Annotated in this window: 17 protein-coding genes; 9 read left to right on the top strand and 8 right to left on the bottom strand. The window is 57.0% G+C overall.

Going from position 1 to position 17,308, the window contains the following annotated elements; translation table 11 throughout:
• Positions 1-97: 97 nt before the first annotated feature.
• Positions 98-1,126 carry a LacI family DNA-binding transcriptional regulator gene (locus ACFVHU_RS04460; protein ID WP_286134199.1) on the bottom strand — a complete coding sequence of 343 codons (1,029 nt, stop codon included), beginning with the start codon at positions 1,124-1,126 and terminating at the stop codon, positions 98-100.
• A gap of 122 nt (positions 1,127-1,248) precedes the next feature.
• On the opposite strand from ACFVHU_RS04460, the gene ACFVHU_RS04465 reads away from it, so the two are divergent.
• From ACFVHU_RS04465 to ACFVHU_RS04490, 6 genes are all read left to right on the top strand, one after another.
• Positions 1,249-2,721: a GH32 C-terminal domain-containing protein gene (locus tag ACFVHU_RS04465; RefSeq protein ID WP_388022687.1), complete on the top strand. Its 1,473-nt coding sequence runs from the start codon at positions 1,249-1,251 to the stop codon at positions 2,719-2,721.
• Positions 2,718-3,623: a carbohydrate kinase gene (locus ACFVHU_RS04470; RefSeq protein ID WP_388022690.1), complete on the top strand. Its 906-nt coding sequence runs from the start codon at positions 2,718-2,720 to the stop codon at positions 3,621-3,623. The genes ACFVHU_RS04465 and ACFVHU_RS04470 overlap by 4 nt, the downstream gene beginning before the upstream one ends.
• Before the next feature lie 39 nt (positions 3,624-3,662).
• Positions 3,663-4,961 (top strand): MFS transporter, encoded by a 1,299-nt coding sequence (locus ACFVHU_RS04475; protein ID WP_332487194.1) that lies wholly within the window; start codon positions 3,663-3,665, stop codon positions 4,959-4,961.
• A 234-nt stretch (positions 4,962-5,195) separates the two neighbouring features.
• Complete coding sequence (locus tag ACFVHU_RS04480; protein WP_133833643.1) at positions 5,196-6,368, top strand: metallophosphoesterase family protein; 1,173 nt, start codon at positions 5,196-5,198, stop codon at positions 6,366-6,368.
• A gap of 200 nt (positions 6,369-6,568) precedes the next feature.
• Positions 6,569-6,973 (top strand): hypothetical protein, encoded by a 405-nt coding sequence (locus ACFVHU_RS04485; protein ID WP_388022694.1) that lies wholly within the window; start codon positions 6,569-6,571, stop codon positions 6,971-6,973.
• Positions 6,974-7,001: 28 nt separating this feature from the next.
• Positions 7,002-7,196 carry a hypothetical protein gene (locus tag ACFVHU_RS04490; RefSeq protein WP_133833641.1) on the top strand — a complete coding sequence of 65 codons (195 nt, stop codon included), beginning with the start codon at positions 7,002-7,004 and terminating at the stop codon, positions 7,194-7,196.
• Positions 7,197-7,593: 397 nt separating this feature from the next.
• Here the strand turns inward: ACFVHU_RS04490 and tsaD are convergent, their stop codons facing one another.
• The 7 genes from tsaD to coaA all read right to left on the bottom strand — a co-directional run bounded on the left by tsaD (position 7,594) and on the right by coaA (position 13,212).
• Entirely contained in the window at positions 7,594-8,673 is a 1,080-nt protein-coding gene (gene tsaD / locus ACFVHU_RS04495) for a tRNA (adenosine(37)-N6)-threonylcarbamoyltransferase complex transferase subunit TsaD (RefSeq protein WP_133833640.1), read from the bottom strand.
• A complete protein-coding gene (rimI, locus tag ACFVHU_RS04500; protein WP_133833639.1) occupies positions 8,670-9,161 on the bottom strand; it encodes a ribosomal protein S18-alanine N-acetyltransferase in 492 nt (163 codons plus the stop codon). The genes tsaD and rimI overlap by 4 nt, the downstream gene beginning before the upstream one ends.
• A complete protein-coding gene (tsaB, locus tag ACFVHU_RS04505) occupies positions 9,158-9,835 on the bottom strand; it encodes a tRNA (adenosine(37)-N6)-threonylcarbamoyltransferase complex dimerization subunit type 1 TsaB (RefSeq protein WP_133833638.1) in 678 nt (225 codons plus the stop codon). Before tsaB ends, rimI begins: the two co-directional genes overlap by 4 nt.
• Positions 9,828-10,406, bottom strand: coding sequence for a tRNA (adenosine(37)-N6)-threonylcarbamoyltransferase complex ATPase subunit type 1 TsaE (gene tsaE / locus ACFVHU_RS04510; RefSeq protein ID WP_133833637.1), 579 nt, complete (start codon positions 10,404-10,406; stop codon positions 9,828-9,830). Before tsaE ends, tsaB begins: the two co-directional genes overlap by 8 nt.
• A complete protein-coding gene (alr, locus tag ACFVHU_RS04515) occupies positions 10,399-11,598 on the bottom strand; it encodes an alanine racemase (RefSeq protein ID WP_332503136.1) in 1,200 nt (399 codons plus the stop codon). The genes tsaE and alr overlap by 8 nt, the downstream gene beginning before the upstream one ends.
• Positions 11,599-11,743: 145 nt before the next feature.
• Complete coding sequence (mscL, locus tag ACFVHU_RS04520; RefSeq protein ID WP_105657635.1) at positions 11,744-12,142, bottom strand: large conductance mechanosensitive channel protein MscL; 399 nt, start codon at positions 12,140-12,142, stop codon at positions 11,744-11,746.
• Positions 12,143-12,252: 110 nt separating this feature from the next.
• A complete protein-coding gene (coaA, locus tag ACFVHU_RS04525; protein WP_105657688.1) occupies positions 12,253-13,212 on the bottom strand; it encodes a type I pantothenate kinase in 960 nt (319 codons plus the stop codon).
• A gap of 167 nt (positions 13,213-13,379) precedes the next feature.
• Here coaA and glmS point away from each other — a divergent pair, with 167 nt between their 5' ends.
• The 3 genes from glmS to ACFVHU_RS04540 all read left to right on the top strand — a co-directional run bounded on the left by glmS (position 13,380) and on the right by ACFVHU_RS04540 (position 17,299).
• Positions 13,380-15,251, top strand: coding sequence for a glutamine--fructose-6-phosphate transaminase (isomerizing) (glmS, locus tag ACFVHU_RS04530; RefSeq protein WP_388022703.1), 1,872 nt, complete (start codon positions 13,380-13,382; stop codon positions 15,249-15,251).
• Positions 15,252-15,338: 87 nt separating this feature from the next.
• Positions 15,339-15,689 (top strand): holo-ACP synthase, encoded by a 351-nt coding sequence (locus ACFVHU_RS04535; RefSeq protein ID WP_105657637.1) that lies wholly within the window; start codon positions 15,339-15,341, stop codon positions 15,687-15,689.
• A 161-nt stretch (positions 15,690-15,850) separates the two neighbouring features.
• Positions 15,851-17,299 carry an NAD(P)H-hydrate dehydratase gene (locus tag ACFVHU_RS04540; RefSeq protein WP_166650718.1) on the top strand — a complete coding sequence of 483 codons (1,449 nt, stop codon included), beginning with the start codon at positions 15,851-15,853 and terminating at the stop codon, positions 17,297-17,299.
• The last annotated feature ends 9 nt before the right edge of the window (positions 17,300-17,308 follow it).

The raw sequence follows: 17,308 nt of genomic DNA on the forward strand, positions 1-17,308 counted from the left end.
AAGCATGGCAGCCATTCCCCGAAATGGCACTGGTGGACACAAAGGAAATCGTGGAAATCAGGTTCGCGGAACCGGCCAGCTCGGTTGTGCCCGCGAGTCAGCGGGATTTCATGGACTCGCGCTCGATGAGCGGCATGTCGATCTGATGCTCCCCGGGCTCCAGCTTTCCATCGAGCAGAAGCTCAACGGCCAGAGCACCCATCCCCTCATATGGAAGTCGAATAGAGGTCAATTGCGGGCGAAGGTAGCTGGCAATGATCTCGTCATCGAAAGACAGCACGGACAGGTCCGTTCCTGGCTTCAGGCCATTTTCGGCGAGCGCTTGGAAGACACCCATGGCCACGCGGTCATTGGCGCAAATGATGGCGTCAGGGTTGTACCCGTCGGCTAGCATCCGGATTGTTGCTTCATATCCGTCGGTGGGGTTCCAGTCGTCGAGCACCCAGTGGCCCAGTACTTCGAGGTTTGATTCCGCCAAGGCTCTGCGCAGGGAGCCGAAGCGGCGAGAGATACTTGGATAGGTTCGCGGATCCTTTTCGGCGTTTTCAAGTTCACCGATGACCGCAACACTCTTCGCCCCGGATTCGATAACCCTCTGCACGGCTTTAGCCCCCGAATCCATCTCATTGGGAAGCACTGCGACGCAAGGGCTGTCGTCAATGCCGTTGACCAGCACGGTGGGCAATCCAGTTTTCGGGATCTTCAAATCACGTTGGCGAGAATCCATGAACCCAAGAATCAGCCCGTCAACGTCCCGGTGGGTCATCTGCGTTATTGCTTCAGCCATTTGCTCTGGCTTGCCGAAGGTCTCAGCAATGAGCACCGTATGGTCTCGCTCTTCCGCTGCGCGCAGGATGCCGGTGATCATTTCGGAAGCAAAACGAGTCACGGTAACTTGATCAGAGATGAACCCCAGGGTGCGCGTCTTCCCGCTTCGCAAGGATTGGGCTGCCGCATTTGGCCGGTAACCCAGTTTCTTGGCGGCCGCGCGCACTCGTTCCGTGGCTTCGGCGGACAGTCGCGTGCCCGGCTTATTGTTCAGGATCATGCTGACGGCAGCCTTGGACATCCCCGAAGCTTCTGAAACGTCAGCAATTGTTATCCGCTTGGCTTTAGGCGATTCCACATTTCCCTCTTGAGACAGTTCGAATGCAATTATTCGACCCTAGCCTATTGCAGTGATTCGGCCACGCTGTTAGAGTCTTGTGCTAAATCCATTTAGCCAACTCATATCGAAGGATGGCAGCGTTGCCCGAAACTCAACAGGTCGCGGTGAAGCGACCACAGCTACATTTCACTGCGAAGAAAAACTGGATCAATGACCCCAATGGATTGTTCTTTGACGGAAAGCAATACCACCTGTACTTCCAGCACAATCCTCACGGCGTAGGCCACGGATTTATGTCTTGGGGCCACGCGGTCAGCACCGATCTGGTGAACTGGGAAGAACTTCCTATCGCGATTCTGCACGGCGACATGGCTGATATCTTCTCCGGCTCCATCGTGGTGGACCACGAAAATACCAGCGGCTTCGGCGACGGCACGGTTGCGCCGGTCGTTGCCATCTACACCGCGGCAGCCAAGGATGAGACCAACCAGTCCCAAGCCATCGCCTACTCGCTGGATGGTGGAATCACTTTCACCAAATACGGGCAGAATCCAGTTCTGGATCGAGGGTCCAAGGACTTCCGCGACCCAAAGGTCATCCGATACGAATCCGAGCAGGGTTCCTTCTGGGTCATGGTTGCTGTTGAAGCCATTGATCGCCGAGTGATGATCTACCGTTCTGAGAACCTCAAGGACTGGACCGAGCTCTCCAGCTTCGGACCCCAGGCTGCTGTTGCCGGAATCTGGGAATGCCCAGATCTATTCCAGCTACCAGTTGCCGGCACAGACCAGCTGAAGTGGGTTCTAATTGTTTCGCTGAACCCAGGCGGCGTGGCCGGCGGCTCAGGTACCCAGTACTTCATTGGTGAATTCAACGGCACCACCTTCACTCCTGATGAGACTCAGGAAACTTGGGATAGCTTCGGATACGAATCCTTGAAGCAGGGCGACTGGCTTGACTGGGGACGCGACTTCTATGCAGGTGTCAGCTTCCACGGCTTGCCACTAGACGAGCAAACTCTCATTGCCTGGATGAGCAACTGGGACTACGCCCGCGAGCTCCCCCACGACGGATGGCGCGGATCCATGAGCGCCGCACGCCGGCTGGATTTGGTGAAAGACTCCAACGGCAAGTTTGACATTCGCCAGCGCATTCTCGGATTGCCAAAAGCCGACGTTGCATCAAGCAAGGCCAACGCTGGCGAAAATCGTATTGAGCTGGGCTCCCCCGCTCTGGTTGAACTGACGTTTGCTACCAGCCCAACCGAACCAGCAGTCCTTTCCTTATTCCGCGCCGATGACACTCTTATCAGCGAACTCACCGTTGAATCCGAATTGATTCAGCACCGCCGCGAAGCAGGCAAGGTAGACCACGAGCTCTACGCCTCCAACCAGCGCATGCCTCTGCCCGCTGGTTCGGATGAACTAGATGTGAAAGTTCTCGTGGATCACGGATCTATCGAAATCCTAGCTGCTGGTGGTCGACGTTCCCTTACGGATCAGCTCACCGGTGAGGCAGCGCTGGCCTACGCGACCTTGCGCGTCGCAACTGGTGCGAATGCGTCTTTCAAAGTTCAAGAACTCTCTGATAACGCACTGGAGCCCAAGGCATGAGCCGCATTAGCGTAATGGGCGAATCCCTCGTCGACGTTGTTGAAGAAACTGCGCATCCTGGCGGATCACCGCTGAATGTCGCCGTCGGGCTTGCCCGGCTGGGACATGATGTTCAGTTCTATACGGAATTCGGTCAGGATTCCTACGGCATTCAAATTGCGGAGCACCTGGATCAGGCGGGAGTGCATGTTGCCGCCGGCTCAGTAACTGGGCATCCCACGTCCGTAGCCCAGGTAGTGATGGATGAGCACTTCAATGCTCGTTACACCTTCGACATCCACCAGCAGATTCCTGCTGTCCCCGCTGATGATTCCAGCGAATTACTGCACACCGGTTCCATCGCTGCTTGGATTGAACCCTCGGGTCAAATCATTGTCGATGCTTTCAAGAATGCATCAGACGATTCACTTCGAAGCTATGACCCTAACCTCCGTCCGGATCTTGTCAAGGACAGGGACTCGGCTTTGCAACGCATTGAGCTGCTGATGGGCCTGAGCCACATCGTGAAGCTCAGCGACGTTGATGGTCAGTGGCTATACCCAGGCCTAGAGCCATGGGAGGTTCTGAAGCACGTAGCCAGCCTCGGCCCAGCCTTGGCAGTGATGACTCAGGGCGGCGATGGTTGCGTGGCGCTTTCCTCGGGACGGCAATTTGATGTCGCTGCCTCTCCCACCAATCTTGTGGACACCATAGGTGCCGGGGACGCCTTCATGTCCGGGCTGCTCTTTGGAGTGCTGGCTAATCCAGAATTCGCTCAAGCTCTTCGTCACGGCGCAACGGCTAAGTCTCAAGATGTTGAAGAGGCACTTCGTCAGGCCTTAACGTCAGCTGCACTGACAGTGGCACAAGCCGGAGCCAATCCCCCGTGGATTAAAGACTTCTCCCTCGCAATCGCTCAGTAACTACGCTTCGCAGCGTTCACGAAAGAATCCAGGACAAAGATGGCTGGCATTACGACTACTTACAAAAATCCTATTTACCTCCAGAGTTCCTTCTCGATGCTCCTGTTCTTCGCATCGTGGGGCATCTGGTGGTCCTTCTTCCAGATCTGGCTCACCAGCGAATCAGCAGGTCTAGGACTCACCGGGGCACAGGTCGGCACGCTCTACTCGGTAAACTCCCTGGCAACGCTGATCCTGATGTTTGCCTACGGGGCCATTCAGGATCGGCTTGGCGACAGAAAGCATCTGGCCACCATTCTTGCCTCGGTGACCGCCCTGATCGGGCCATTCTGCACGTGGGTCTACCAGCCACTATTGCAGTCCCAGTTCATGGCCGGCGTGCTCATTGGCGCCATTGTCTTGTCAACTGGTTTCCTAGCCGGAGTTGGGCTATTTGAAGCCTTGACCGAACGCTACAGCCGCCGTTTCAACTTTGAATACGGGCAGGCCCGCATGTGGGGGTCCTTTGGCTACGCTCTGGTCGCATTGGCGGCCGGCTTCCTGTTCACTATCAACCCCATGCTGAACTTCTGGATCGGGTCCGTTCTGGGCCTGGCCCATCTCCTGCTGCTGGTGCTGGGCCGTACCAATAGTCAGCCAGTGATCGCCGCCGGTTCCGGCAGGAAAATTCTTTCCCCCGCAACTACACCGACAATTCGTGAGATGTTCAGGCTATTCCGTCTGCCGAGTCTCTGGCTGATCATCTTGTTCGTCATGCTCTCTTGGACGTTCTATACCGTCTTCGACCAGCAGATGTTCCCCGAGTTCTACACCGGCCTATTTGAATCACCCGAGACCGGACAGCGGGTATACGGAATCTTGAACTCAGTTCAGGTGTTCGTTGAAGCGGCCATGCTTGGCATCATCCCCCTGGTCATGCGCCGGATAGGCATTCGTTCAGCATTGCTACTGGGAGTGGCCATCATGTTTGTCCGCATCATCGGCTGCGCTCTGGTTGACGATCCGGTGCTGGTCTCGGCAATCAAGATGTTGCATGCCATTGAGACACCGCTATTCATCTTGCCGATCTTCCGTTACTTCACGCTGCACTTCAATCCGGCACTGTCGGCAACCCTATACATGGTTGGGTTCCAAGTATCGGCACAGATTGGCAACGTCATTCTGTCCACTCCCCTCGGTGCGCTCCATGACCGTATGGGCTACCAGCAGACCTTCATCGTGATTTCTCTAGTTGTGCTATTAGCTGGGATCTACGGATTCTTCGCTCTCAAAAAAGATGATCAGCAGGTAGATGGTGACCCGTTCATGCGTCATTCAAAAGCTGCCATGAACTCATAGCTGACTATTAGGCGAAGCGGGGTGGGATGTTGTCGAATTCGACGACATCCCACCCCGCTCTCGTTTGAGTAAGGAATGTCAAAAATGCGCAACTTCTGCATTGGGTTTATTTATGTTGCACACCTATTGTCGATGACTTAATTTCATCATTTCGTCACTCTGGATTCCTACGATCTAAACATTGTCGCCACGATAATTACACGGCGAATCACAGAATCATTTTGAAAGGTCTCCATGAAAACATCGTCTTCTGTTCCACGTCGCGGGATATTGGTTGCCGGCACCGCAGCCGCTATCACCGGACTCTTCGCCGCCAACAGCGCCACTGCATCCCCAGCACCGGCTGAGAATCCGGGAACGGCTCCCAGGCCAAAACTGAAATTCGCGGCAGATGGCAAGTTCAAGATCGTTCAGTTCAATGACACCCAGGATGGACCGCGCACCGATCGTCGCACCATTGAGCTGATGGAGAAGGTTCTGGATGCCGAGAAGCCCGGCTTCGCCCTGATCAACGGCGATGTAATCAATGGCTCCTCTCAAACAGTTACCGAAGTCAAGCAGGCTATCAACAACGTCGTGCAGCCGATGGAGTCCCGCGGTATCCCTTGGGCACTTACCTTCGGCAATCACGATGAAGATTCAATGCCCAATGGCACAGGCATGGACGAGGCAAAGATCCTGAACTTCATCCGAGGCTATGAGTTCAATGCCAACTCGAAGAATGACAAGATTGTTGGCGAATCGAATTCCCAGTTGCTGATCGCTTCCTCGAAGAGCGCCAAACCTGTCTTTGGCATCTGGCTGCTTGATTCGAACCGCTACGCTCCAAAGACTGTTGGCGGCCAGGACTTCGAGGGCCTCATGTCCTACGACTGGATCCGTCCCGAGCAGATCGCTTGGTATCGCGAGGCTTCCATAGCCACCGAAAACCGCTACGGCAAGGTTCAGTCGCTAATGTTCTTCCACATACCACTGTGGGAGCACAACCACATGTGGTACGGCGCCCAGTTCACCTCGAACGACGCTGACCACGAGAAGGCCATCAAGAAGCACTCTATCGTCGGAGTGAAGAACGAGGGCGTCTACACCGGCGCATTCAATTCCGGCATGTTCGCCGCGCTGCAGGAACGCGGAGATGTCCGGGGCGTGTACTGCGGCCACGACCACATCAACACCTACATGGGTGACTACTACGGCATCGAGCTCGGCTACGGTCCAGGTACCGGTTTCGGCACCTACGGCCTCGGTGGGACCGAGAACCATCACCTACGCGGCGCCCGGGTCTTCGAACTCGACGAGAACAAGAACAGCGTTTACGCCGGAACCCGCACCGTGTTCGCCAAGGATCTGGGTATCGACATGGGTACTCAGGGACAACCGATCGAAGGGCCACTGCCGCTTCCATAGCCAAGACAAGTTCTGAGCAAGACGAAACCGACCGACGAATGAGCGATTTCGTCTTGCCCAGACTTTTTTACCGCAGCGAAACTGGTAACGGCAAATTATCGAACAGCTGGAAACCATGGCTGGCGTATTTGTAAAGCGTTCCAGACCTTCTACGAAGACGCCTCCATCCACGAGGAATCCAACCCGGCATCATCTTCGACATGATCATGAAACCGGACTCGATAGGGAGCTACAGCGACAAGGACGTGGACCAGGTCGCCATGAAGTGGGTAGCCCAACACAACCACAAGGGCTCGGACTCACACCTGCAACCTCCCATCGACGTATTCCACGACCGCCGCAGGAATGCCACGCAGGATAACAACACTCTGGAACCGGAACAACCAGTCGAATTCCGCAAAACCGCGGGCGCCTTCAACAAGTCCTACGACTTCTTCTCGCAGGTCATCGACTACGGCAGCACCCGAATCGAGAAATTCGCGATCTACCTGAAGCTACTGGCCAAGGCACTGCAGACCACAGCCACCGGCAACAGCTTGGACCTTTCCGATGCGGCGCTCACCCACTATGCCCTGAGGTGCAAGAAGCACAGGACCTGGAGCTAGTGGGTGGGCAAGGCAAGGGAATCGAGAGGTGACTGCAGCCGATTCGGGCGTTGTGCGGGAGACGACCCTACGCACTTTCGACGGACAGATTAAGCAGATCAACGAGCTATTCGAAGACACCGGAATCAGCGACGACGACCAAATCAATGCCGTCGAATCGATCATGTGCACGCCGAACCACACGAGCAGTTACAACGTGAAGCGATTGCAAATGGACCGATAGATTTCAGTTCATCGCCAAGTCTTCCCGAGACTATTGACAAGATCACCTACACCTCGGGAGAAGGACGCAAAAGGCAATCAATGCCTAGCTAGAGGTGGATGCCCCGGACGAGATAGTTCGTTTTCTTCTTGCGACTGGTTTGCAAGATCGGGCTAGGAAGCCTTCGCAACGTGATGCTATGACGAATCATTACCCTGAGACACATAGACGTACATAGGTGCAAGAGGTCTTGCTGTTCGCTTTTCCACTCAGTGGCTCATGACCCCGTTAGGAGTTTTGTTTAGTCTTGGACCGACAGATCTTGACTACGAATGCCGATTAGGATGGACAACCCTAGAAATTAGTTTGGGGTCCACCGCCTGTACGTGGTGGCCCCAAACTGAGGTTGCCCAGGTGTCTAGCTTCGAGAATTCAAAACGATGTTCGTTACCGGCTGCGAAGAGTCGGTTGCGAATTCCAGCCCAGACGGAGAAACGCCATCAGCAACCAGCTGCGCGCCGAGAGCTGCAACCATTCCGCCGTTGTCCGTGCACAAGCTAAACGGAGGAACCACCAAGGCTATGCCCGCAGAAGCACATCGGGCCGCCAGAAGTTCACGCAGTCGAGTATTCGCCGCCACTCCCCCGCCCAGAAGCAGAGTCTTCAGTCCCTGTTCCTGCATCGCCCGGACTGCCTTCGACGTGATCACGTCAACGACTGCTTCCTGGAATGACGCAGCAATATCAGCGACAGGAATTTCTTCTCCGTTGGCCTCGAAGTGCTCGACGCAGCGGGCTACAGCAGTCTTCAGTCCTGAGAACGAGAAGTTGTTGCGGTGCTTGCCAGGATTCTCGGCACTGCCCACGAACTTCGGCAGCGACAAGCCGCGAGGGAATCGGAATGCCTTTCGGTCTCCATCCTTAGCCGCCTTGTCGATAGCCGGACCACCTGGATACCCGAGACCCAGCAAACGAGCAGTCTTGTCATAGGCTTCACCGGCTGCATCATCAATCGTGGAGCCCAACAGCTGCACGTCGTTAGTCAGCGAAGTGACCTTCAAGATTTCGGTGTGCCCCCCTGAGACCAGCAGTGCCCCGAAAGTTGGCGGCAATACGGTTCCTTCGAGAACGCCAACACCTACGTGAGCAACCAAGTGGTTGATCCCGTACAACGGCTTCCCTGTAGCCAACGCCAGAGCCTTGGCTGCCGAAACTCCAACCATCAGAGCACCGGCCAGGCCTGGACCGCTGGTCACGGCAATGGCGTCAATGTCATCAAGAGTCAGTTCCGCGGTGTCCAGAGCTGACTGCAGGGTGGGCACAAAGGCTTCCAGGTGTGCACGCGCTGCGATCTCTGGAATCACTCCTCCAAAGCGTACGTGCTCATCCATGGAACTGGAGACAGCGTTAGCAAGCAGCCTATTGCCGCGCACGATGCCCACGCCGGTTTCATCGCAGGAAGACTCGATGCCCAGTACTACGGGTTCTGTGTTGCTCATGCGTTGCGTTCTTCCTCTTGTCCTTGCTGGACATCCAGCGGCAGTCTCATAATAAGCGCGTCTACCCCGCCCTTGTAGTAGCCCTTGCGACGGTGAATGGTAGTGAATCCCATGGATTCATACAGACCAATGGCACCGGGGTTATCAAAGCGAACTTCGAGCATCACATCCAATGCATTCTTCTCGCCTGCGGTCTGGATGAGCAATGCCAAAAGCTTGCGTCCCAAGCCTCGCCCTTGGTAGTCCGGGTGCATGGCAATAGTTTGCACATCGGCAATCGGCAAGACCACGCAGAGGCCGGCATAGCCGACAACTCGACCAGCGTCCGCATAGACCCAGTAGGTGCGGGTATCACTCTGAGCTAGCTCGGATTCAAAACCTGCCAGCGGCCACGCGTCTTCTGGAAACAGCTGCTGTTCCAGCTCGTGGACAGCCGGCAGATCTTCTGCGGCCATGCGGCGCAAAGTGATCTGATTTGCTTCACTCATGATTTGGTCTGCTTCATGAATGCCGGAACCTGCGCGTCGGATTCACGCAGGTACTGTGGCGAAGTATCAGAAAGATCCTTGCCCGCTGCCAGTTCATTCATGCCACGGCGGGCAAGATGGCCGGCGTTTGCAATCCATTCAAAGGACTCAGGCATTGGCTGGGAGCCTGCCTCTTCAAGTTGTTCAGCGTAGATCCCGGCACCAACGCCGTAGACCGGCAATGCCGGAAGCGCTGAAGCTGCGGAAACGTGCGGGCCATCCACCATGGTGCCGTCTTGGTCATATCGAGCCCAGTACACTTCCTTGCGACGTGCATCGGAAGCCACAACGAATTCAGCCGGAACCTGACTTGAGTCAAGCGCCTGTTCGGCGAGCGCGTGCAATGACATCACACCGTACACGGGGATTTGCCATACGAAGCCGAAGGTTCGTGCGGCAACCAGTCCCACGCGCAGGCCAGTGAATGGGCCTGGGCCTACGCCGACAATAATGCCGGCGAGGTCTTGGCCTTTCTGTCCATGAGCGTCCAAGAGTTCCTTGACGTATGCCGACAGGGTTTCGGTCTGGTCGTTCCCCTTGGATGAAACCCGCTGGTCGACAACTGAACAGGTGGCTTTGTCAACCAGTGCCACCGATGCGTTGGCGGAGGTGTCGATAGCTAAGTAGTTAGGCATGCTTCTCTTCCGTGTGCTGCGCAGTTACTGCAGACAGCAAAGTGTCTTTCAACTGGGCAAAGGTGTCCTCGTCCCAGCGCGGGCCGATCCCCTTCAGGCTGAACAACCGCGGCTCGTCCAGCTCTTCCTCCGATTCTTCCCACGGGTTGGCACTCGGTGCGGCCAGGGCTTCGCGGTCCAGCTGGATTTCCAGACGCGAGTCCGTGAGATGTTCCACCTTGCCCAGCCCCCACTCCACAACGGTGACTGAATCAGCCAGCGTTGATTCGAGATCCAGGGTGTCCACGTCGTCGTGGCCCTTCAAGCGGTAGGCATCCACGTGGATCAGTCCGGGGCCATCGCCTAGCGCCGGGTGCTGGCGGGCCAAAACGAATGTAGGCGAGATGATTCCCTCGCGTACATTCAGTCCCACGCCCAGCGACTGAGTCAGAGTCGTCTTACCAGCGCCCAAGGCCCCTGTAAGAATCACCAAGTCTCCGGCTTTGAGCTGGGTACCAAGAGCTTCCCCCAGCGCTTCGGTAACAGTGAGGTCATCTAGTTGGCAGGAGAATTCCCGCACCGGGTTACTCACCGGCTTCACCCCAGCTGCCTTCGATGTAGTAGCGGGGCACGCGCGGAGAAATGCGGGTTACCACTTCGTAGTTGATGGTGTTCGCCGCATAGGCCCAAGTGTTCACCGACTGCCCGCCTTTACCGAAGATAATCGCCTCGGCGCCGAGGAAGTCCTCAGGCTTGATGTCCGCGCCCAGATCAATGACGCACTGGTCCATGGCGATGCGTCCGCGTACCGGGTAGGTGCGTCCGTTAACTGTTACCGGCGCACCTGTTGCGATGCGCGGCAAACCGTCTGCATAGCCCATGGGGATCAGCCCGAGGTAGGTCTCCGCTTCAGTCTTGTAATTCAGGCCGTAGGACACGCCCTGCCCCGGATGGACCTTCTTGACGTTAGCCACGCGGGTCTTCACTGTCATGGCTGGACGCAGGCCGAAACTTTCTGGCGAGTCGGTTTCAAAGGGGCTCAGGCCATACAGGCCCAACCCCAAGCGCACCATGTCGTGGTGCGAATCAGGTCGCGAAAGGATACCCGGCGTATTGGCGATATGGCGCACTTCAAGATCGAAGCCGGATGCTTCTACCAGTTCTATGGCCTTGTTGAAGATTTCCAGCTGCTCGTCCGTTTCGGGCCGCTCTGGCTCATCTGCGACCGCGAGGTGGGAGAAGATGCCAACTACGCGCAGCAGTCCTTCTTCTTGGAAGTCGCTGGCGCGGTTCAACAGATCAGGCAGGGCATCCATAGTGGAGCCATTGCGGCCAAGTCCTGTGTCCACCTTGATGTGGATACGTGCCGGTGTCTGCACGGCACGTGCTGCGGCGGCAACGTATTCAAGTTCCCAGCCTGAGACTCCCAGATCAAGACCGGCATCAATGGCGGCCTCGAATGGGGTGTCCTCGGTGTGCAGCCAGGCCATCATGGGAGCATCGATGCCCGCTTCACGCAGGGCGAGAGCTTCCGTGGCATGGGCGCACCCGATCCAGCGGGCGCCGCCCTCCAAGGCGGCCTTGGCTACGGGGATAGCTCCATGGCCGTAGGCGTCTGCTTTGACGACGGCCATAACTGCAGCTGGGGCTACAACATCAGAAATCTGCTTGACGTTGTTGCGGATGGCCGACAAGTCAATGACTGCACGACGTTCAAATCCGATAGCCTGTGCACCGCTGGTGCTGTTTGTCAGGTTGCTTTCTTCAAGCGCTTCAGAGTTCACCTAATCATCTTCGCACTTTTCGGTTCCGCTTGCCTTGTCCACCCGTGCGCAGTTCGGCACATAGCGCGAGTTAAAGTCGGAAGGGGCGGACCCAAGCAACTGTGTTGCTTGGGTCCGCCCCTTGGAGACGGATATTTGTCAGGGCTTAGCGCAGAGTCTTCAGCTCGTCGCGGATCTGGGCGAGCAGCTCCAGCTGTGGATCTACTTCTTCCTCTGGCTCTTCTGCACCGGCAGCGCGGCGTGCAGCCAGTCGCTCGTTGAGCTTGGTCATTGGCAGAACCAGCGCGAAGTAGACAGCTGCAGCAATCAACAGGAAGTTGACCAGTGCAGTCAGGAAGACACCGAACTTGATGTCAACGCCGTCAATGGTTAGCAACAAGAAGCTGTCGAAGTTTGGAGATCCAACCAGGGCGGCGATCAATGGCATCAGCACATTATCGACCAAGGCGGTGACTACGGCGCCGAAGGCAGCGCCGATAACAACAGCAACGGCCAGATCGACAACGTTGCCCTTCATAATAAAATCGCGGAAACCTTTTAGCATGGTTAGAGCATACACAGGAAAATCACAGCACGACTACGAATTTGGGCTCCGATCTGCAATAGTTCGGCAAACTCACAGAAATCGTTTGCTTAAATATCAGCTGAAGAAGCCTAGATTTTCCTCAATAGCATCCTGCGCACCGAGTGATCCGCCGCCTTGCGCAGTACTAATTGCGCCCGCCCACGCGTAGGCAAGACGTTTTCCCTGAGGTTCGGCTCGTTAATGCGCTTCCAGATACCGTGAGCAGTTTCCCGTGCCTCGACATCAGTGAGCTGGGCATAGCGGTGGAAATAGCTGGCAGGGTCGGAGAAGGCACCGGAGCGCAGACGCATGAACCGCTTGATGTACCACTCTTCGATATCCGCGGTACGCGCATCCACGTAGACGGAGAAGTCGAAGAAGTCGCTCAGGGCCAGGCCCACGGTCCCATCGGAACGGGTTCGAGCAGGCTGCAATACGTTCAGTCCCTCGACAATCAATACCTGCGGTGAGCGGATTACGTTGCGCTCCCCCGGGATGATGTCGTAGGTCAGGTGCGAGTAGACCGGAGCACTTACTTCTGGGGCACCAGACTTTACCGCCGAGACAAAGCGCAGCAGCGCCCGCCGGTCATAGGATTCGGGGAACCCTTTGCGGTGCATGATCCCGCGGCGCTCAAGCTCGGCATTCGGGTACAAGAAGCCATCAGTGGTTATGAGCTGGACATCAGGCGTATGCGGCCAGCGGCGCAGCATTTCCTGCAGAACACGGGCAGTTGTGGACTTTCCCACGGCAACCGAGCCGGCGACGCCGATGACAAAAGGCGTGCGGCTGGTCTGCTCGCCCAAGAAGGTAGTGGTTGCCTGATGCGTCGCGCCGGCACCCTCGACATAAAGCGACAGCAGGCGGCTCAGTGGCAGGTAGACGTCCCGGACCTCTTGCAAGTCCAGCTGGTCGCCGAGGCCGCGTAGCCGCTCAATGTCCGAATAATTCAGCGGCTGTTCCATTTGATTGGACAGGCGCGCCCATGTCTCGCGCTCCAGTTCAACGAAAGGCGAGATAGGCGTTTCAAGTGTTCCGTGTGGTTCCACGAGGGTAAATTCTGCCAAGAATATGCTCCACATCCCAATTAACAACATCAACAAGGCATTTGGATTAGTCAAAAAACGGCCGACTGGTGATCTAAGACATAGGTAATTTTGAGTGCTCCGACACGATTATTCCCATCGATGGGCATTGAACCGGTAGGATTTTTCCCATGTGCGGAATTGTTGGATATGCAGGAACCTCGAGCCAGGTCGCCGATCATGGCGCCCTCGACGTTCTAATTGAAGGTTTGCGTCGGTTGGAATACCGCGGCTACGACTCGGCTGGTGTCGCTGTTGTTGCCGATGGCGCCATTCATTCTCGTAAGAAGGCCGGCAAGCTGGTCAATCTGGAAAATGAAATTGCCGAGTCCCCATTGCCTAAGTCGATGACCGGCATTGGGCATACTCGTTGGGCAACCCACGGTGGTCCGAGCGATCAGAACGCTCACCCACACCTGGCCGATGGTGGCAAACTTGCCATGATCCACAACGGAATTATTGAAAACTTCGCCGGCATCAAGGCCGGCTTGGCAGCCGAGGGCGTTGAATTCCTTTCGGATACCGATACCGAGGTTGCCGCAGCTCTGCTGGGCAAGCTCTACAGCTCCGAGGCCGAAGGCGATTTGACCCGCGCCATGCAGCTTGCTGTTCAGCAGCTCGAAGGTGCTTTCACCCTCTTGGCAGTTCACCAGGACCACCCAGGTGTTGTCGTTGCGGCTCGCCGCAACTCCCCTCTGGTTCTCGGTCTGGGCGATGGCGAAAAATTCCTGGGTTCGGATGTCTCCGGCTTCATCGACTTCACCCGTCGCGCCGTAGAACTGGGCCAGGACCAGATCGTAACCATCACCCCGGATAACCATTCCATCACCGACTTCGACGGCAACCCGGCCGAAGGCAAGGAATTCACCGTTGACTGGGATGCAGCCAGCGCTGAAAAGGGCGGCTTCCCATCCTTCATGGAGAAGGAAATCTTCGACCAGCCTGCAGCTGTTGCCGACACCCTGCTGGGCCGCTCGGACGCTGATGGCCGACTGACCCTGGACGAACTGCGTATCGCTCCAGAGGAACTGGCCGAAATCTCCAAGATTGTTGTTCTTGCTTGCGGCACCTCGGCATATGCCGGCTCCGTGGCCAAGTACGCTATCGAGTCGTGGTGCCGTATCCCGGTAGAAGTTGAGCTCTCCCACGAGTTCCGCTACCGCGAGCCAATCGTGGACGAAAAGACCCTGATCGTTTCGATCTCCCAGTCCGGCGAAACCATGGACACCTTGATGGCTGTGCGTTACGCCAAGGAGCAGGGCGCCAAGACCATGTCGATCTGCAACACCAACGGATCGACCATCCCACGCGAATCGGATGCGGTGCTGTACACCCACGCTGGTCCGGAAATTGCTGTGGCTTCCACCAAGGCATTCCTGGCACAGATCACCGCAACCTACCTGCTGGGCCTGTACCTGGCGCAGCTGCGCGGCAACCTGTTCCAGGGCCAGATCAAGGACATCCTTGCCGACCTGGGCAAGATCCCTTCCAAGATCCAGGACGTCCTGGACCGCGCGGAAGAGATCAAGGATCTGGCACGCAACATGTCAGATGCCAACTCCGTGCTGTTCCTGGGCCGCCACGTAGGCTACCCGGTAGCAATGGAAGGCGCCTTGAAGCTCAAGGAAATCGCCTACATCCATGCTGAAGGCTTCGCCGCTGGCGAGCTGAAGCACGGCCCTATCGCCCTGATCGACGATGGCCAGCCAGTGTTCGTCGTAGTTCCTTCCCCTCGTGGTCGCGACTCGCTGCACTCCAAGGTTGTCTCCAATATCCAGGAAGTGCGCGCCCGTGGCGCTAAGACCCTGGTTATTGCCGAAGATGGCGATGCTGCGGTCAAGGACTTCTCCGAGTGGGTCTTCTACGTGCCAGAAACCCCAACCCTGCTGATGCCTCTGCTGGCCACCGTGCCACTGCAAATCTTCGCTTGCGAACTGGCATCCGCCAAGGGCTTCGATGTCGACCAGCCACGCAACTTGGCCAAGTCGGTGACCGTGGAGTAATCCACCGAGCACCAGAATTGCGGGCATTCCCTTTCCGAGAATGCCCGCAATTTTTATGCCCTGCAAGCACTGGATAAACTGATAGGCATGATTGCAGGAATTGGAGTGGACATCGTTGATGTGCCGCGTTTTGGCCGCCAGCTCGAGAAGACTCCACGCTTGCGTGAACGGCTCTTCACCGAAGAAGAGCGGGGCCTGCCCCTGCGATCCCTGGCGGCCCGCTTCGCGGCCAAGGAAGCCATCGCCAAGGCACTGGGAGCTCCTGCGGGCATGAACTGGCAGGACTGCACTATCCGCAAAGATGAAGCCGGTGATCCCCAGGTTCACAACACTGGTTCAGTGGCCGCTGCCAGCGAGCTGCGTGGCATCAAATCATGGCATCTGACCATGTCCCACGATGGAGATATGGCTATCGCAATGGTGGTTGCAGAACGCTAGGCACCAACGCCACGACGAAAGAATAACGACACGCATCTCATTAAATAGGGCATCGCACAGGTGCCTTGAGTATTGTTTGTCTTATGATTCCTGTCTACAGTGTTGCGCAAATTCGTGCGGTTGAAGCCCAGGAGAACTCCAAGCGGGGCGAGACCAGCTTAATGAAGCAAGCAGCCGCCCATTTGGCTTCAACGGCAGTCGCCATGCTGACCGAGAATTCCAGCGCCGATCCGGCTTTCGTGGTGGCGCTTATCGGCCCGGGCAACAACGGTGGAGATGGCTTGTATGCACTGGCAGAGCTCCAACTGCAGAAGATTTCCACTCTGGCTCTGCAGTGCCACGAACAGATCCATGCCGAAGGTGCTGCAGCATATCAAGCTGCCGGCGGTACCGTGCTGGACCTCTCCGACGGTCAAGGCGAATTAGCTAATGCCTCGCTCATTATTGACGCCATCTACGGCCTTGGATACCGTGCCGGCTCTGATTTGCCGAAGCTTCCTGCTGGCGCACGGGTGCTGGCATGCGATATTCCTTCAGGCCTGGATCCTGAAACGGGCGTTGCGCAGGACTCTGTTCTTCGCGCAGAACGCACGGTAACTTTCGGTGCCATGAAATCCGGTCTTCTGTCTGTAGACGGACCGCTGGTTACCGGTGACATTACCGTGGCAGATCTCGAATTCGACTTTTCTTCCGTCCAAGCTGGAACGCAGCTTGTGGACGAGGTGGCCACTCGCGAGCTGCTGGACCAGCACCGCTCTTGGCGGGATGCCGGACGGCACAAGTACCAGCGTGGAGTCCTGGGACTCATCGCCGGTTCCGGCCTTTATCCCGGAGCTGCTCAGCTGACCGCCAAGGCCGCTGTAGCCTGCGGCGTCGGATTGCTTCGCACCCACGTGCCAGAATCCATTCAGCCGCTCATGGCCGTCGCCGTGCCGGAGTCCGTGCCACTGGATGATGAGCAGATCAAGGAAGCGCTGTCTTCCTCCCGCCGTCAGATTCACGGCAAGGGCGCCAAGATCAAGGCTTGGGCCATTGGCCCGGGCTTGGATGGACGCACTCCCCCGACTGGCGCCATCGCTGATGTCTTTGCCAGCCCGCAGCCGGCCGTAATTGACGCGTCCGGATTGGAAGTCGTTCCTGCCGGCCCAAGCGAGCAGCCTCGCGTGCTGACGCCTCATGCCAAGGAACTGCGCATGCTGCTCAGCCGCGCTGGAGTGAAGATCACTCCCGATGAGATTTCCCAAGACCCGATTCGCTGGACCCGGTGGGCCGCCCTGGCATACAACGCCGTGGTCCTGCTCAAGGGACCAACCAGCTACATTGTGGCCCCCAATGGCGACAGCCTGATGGTGAGCCACTCGGCACCAGAATTGGCCACTGCAGGCAGCGGCGATGTCCTGACCGGCATCCTGGGCTACATGCTCTCCGACAGCTCGCTCACGGGCACCGAAGGCCTGCGAACCGTGCCTAACCGCCGCATGATGGAACTGACCGCGTGTGCCGCTTACATTCATGGCCACCTGGGCCGGGTGACCGCTTCAGAGGGAACTGTCAATGCTTCGCGCCTGATCGAGAACCTGCCTAAGGTCATGAAGCAGTTCGGCTTCTAGGCTCTGGGT

Source organism: Glutamicibacter sp. NPDC127525, from assembly GCF_042672105.1.
Taxonomy (GTDB): domain Bacteria; phylum Actinomycetota; class Actinomycetes; order Actinomycetales; family Micrococcaceae; genus Glutamicibacter.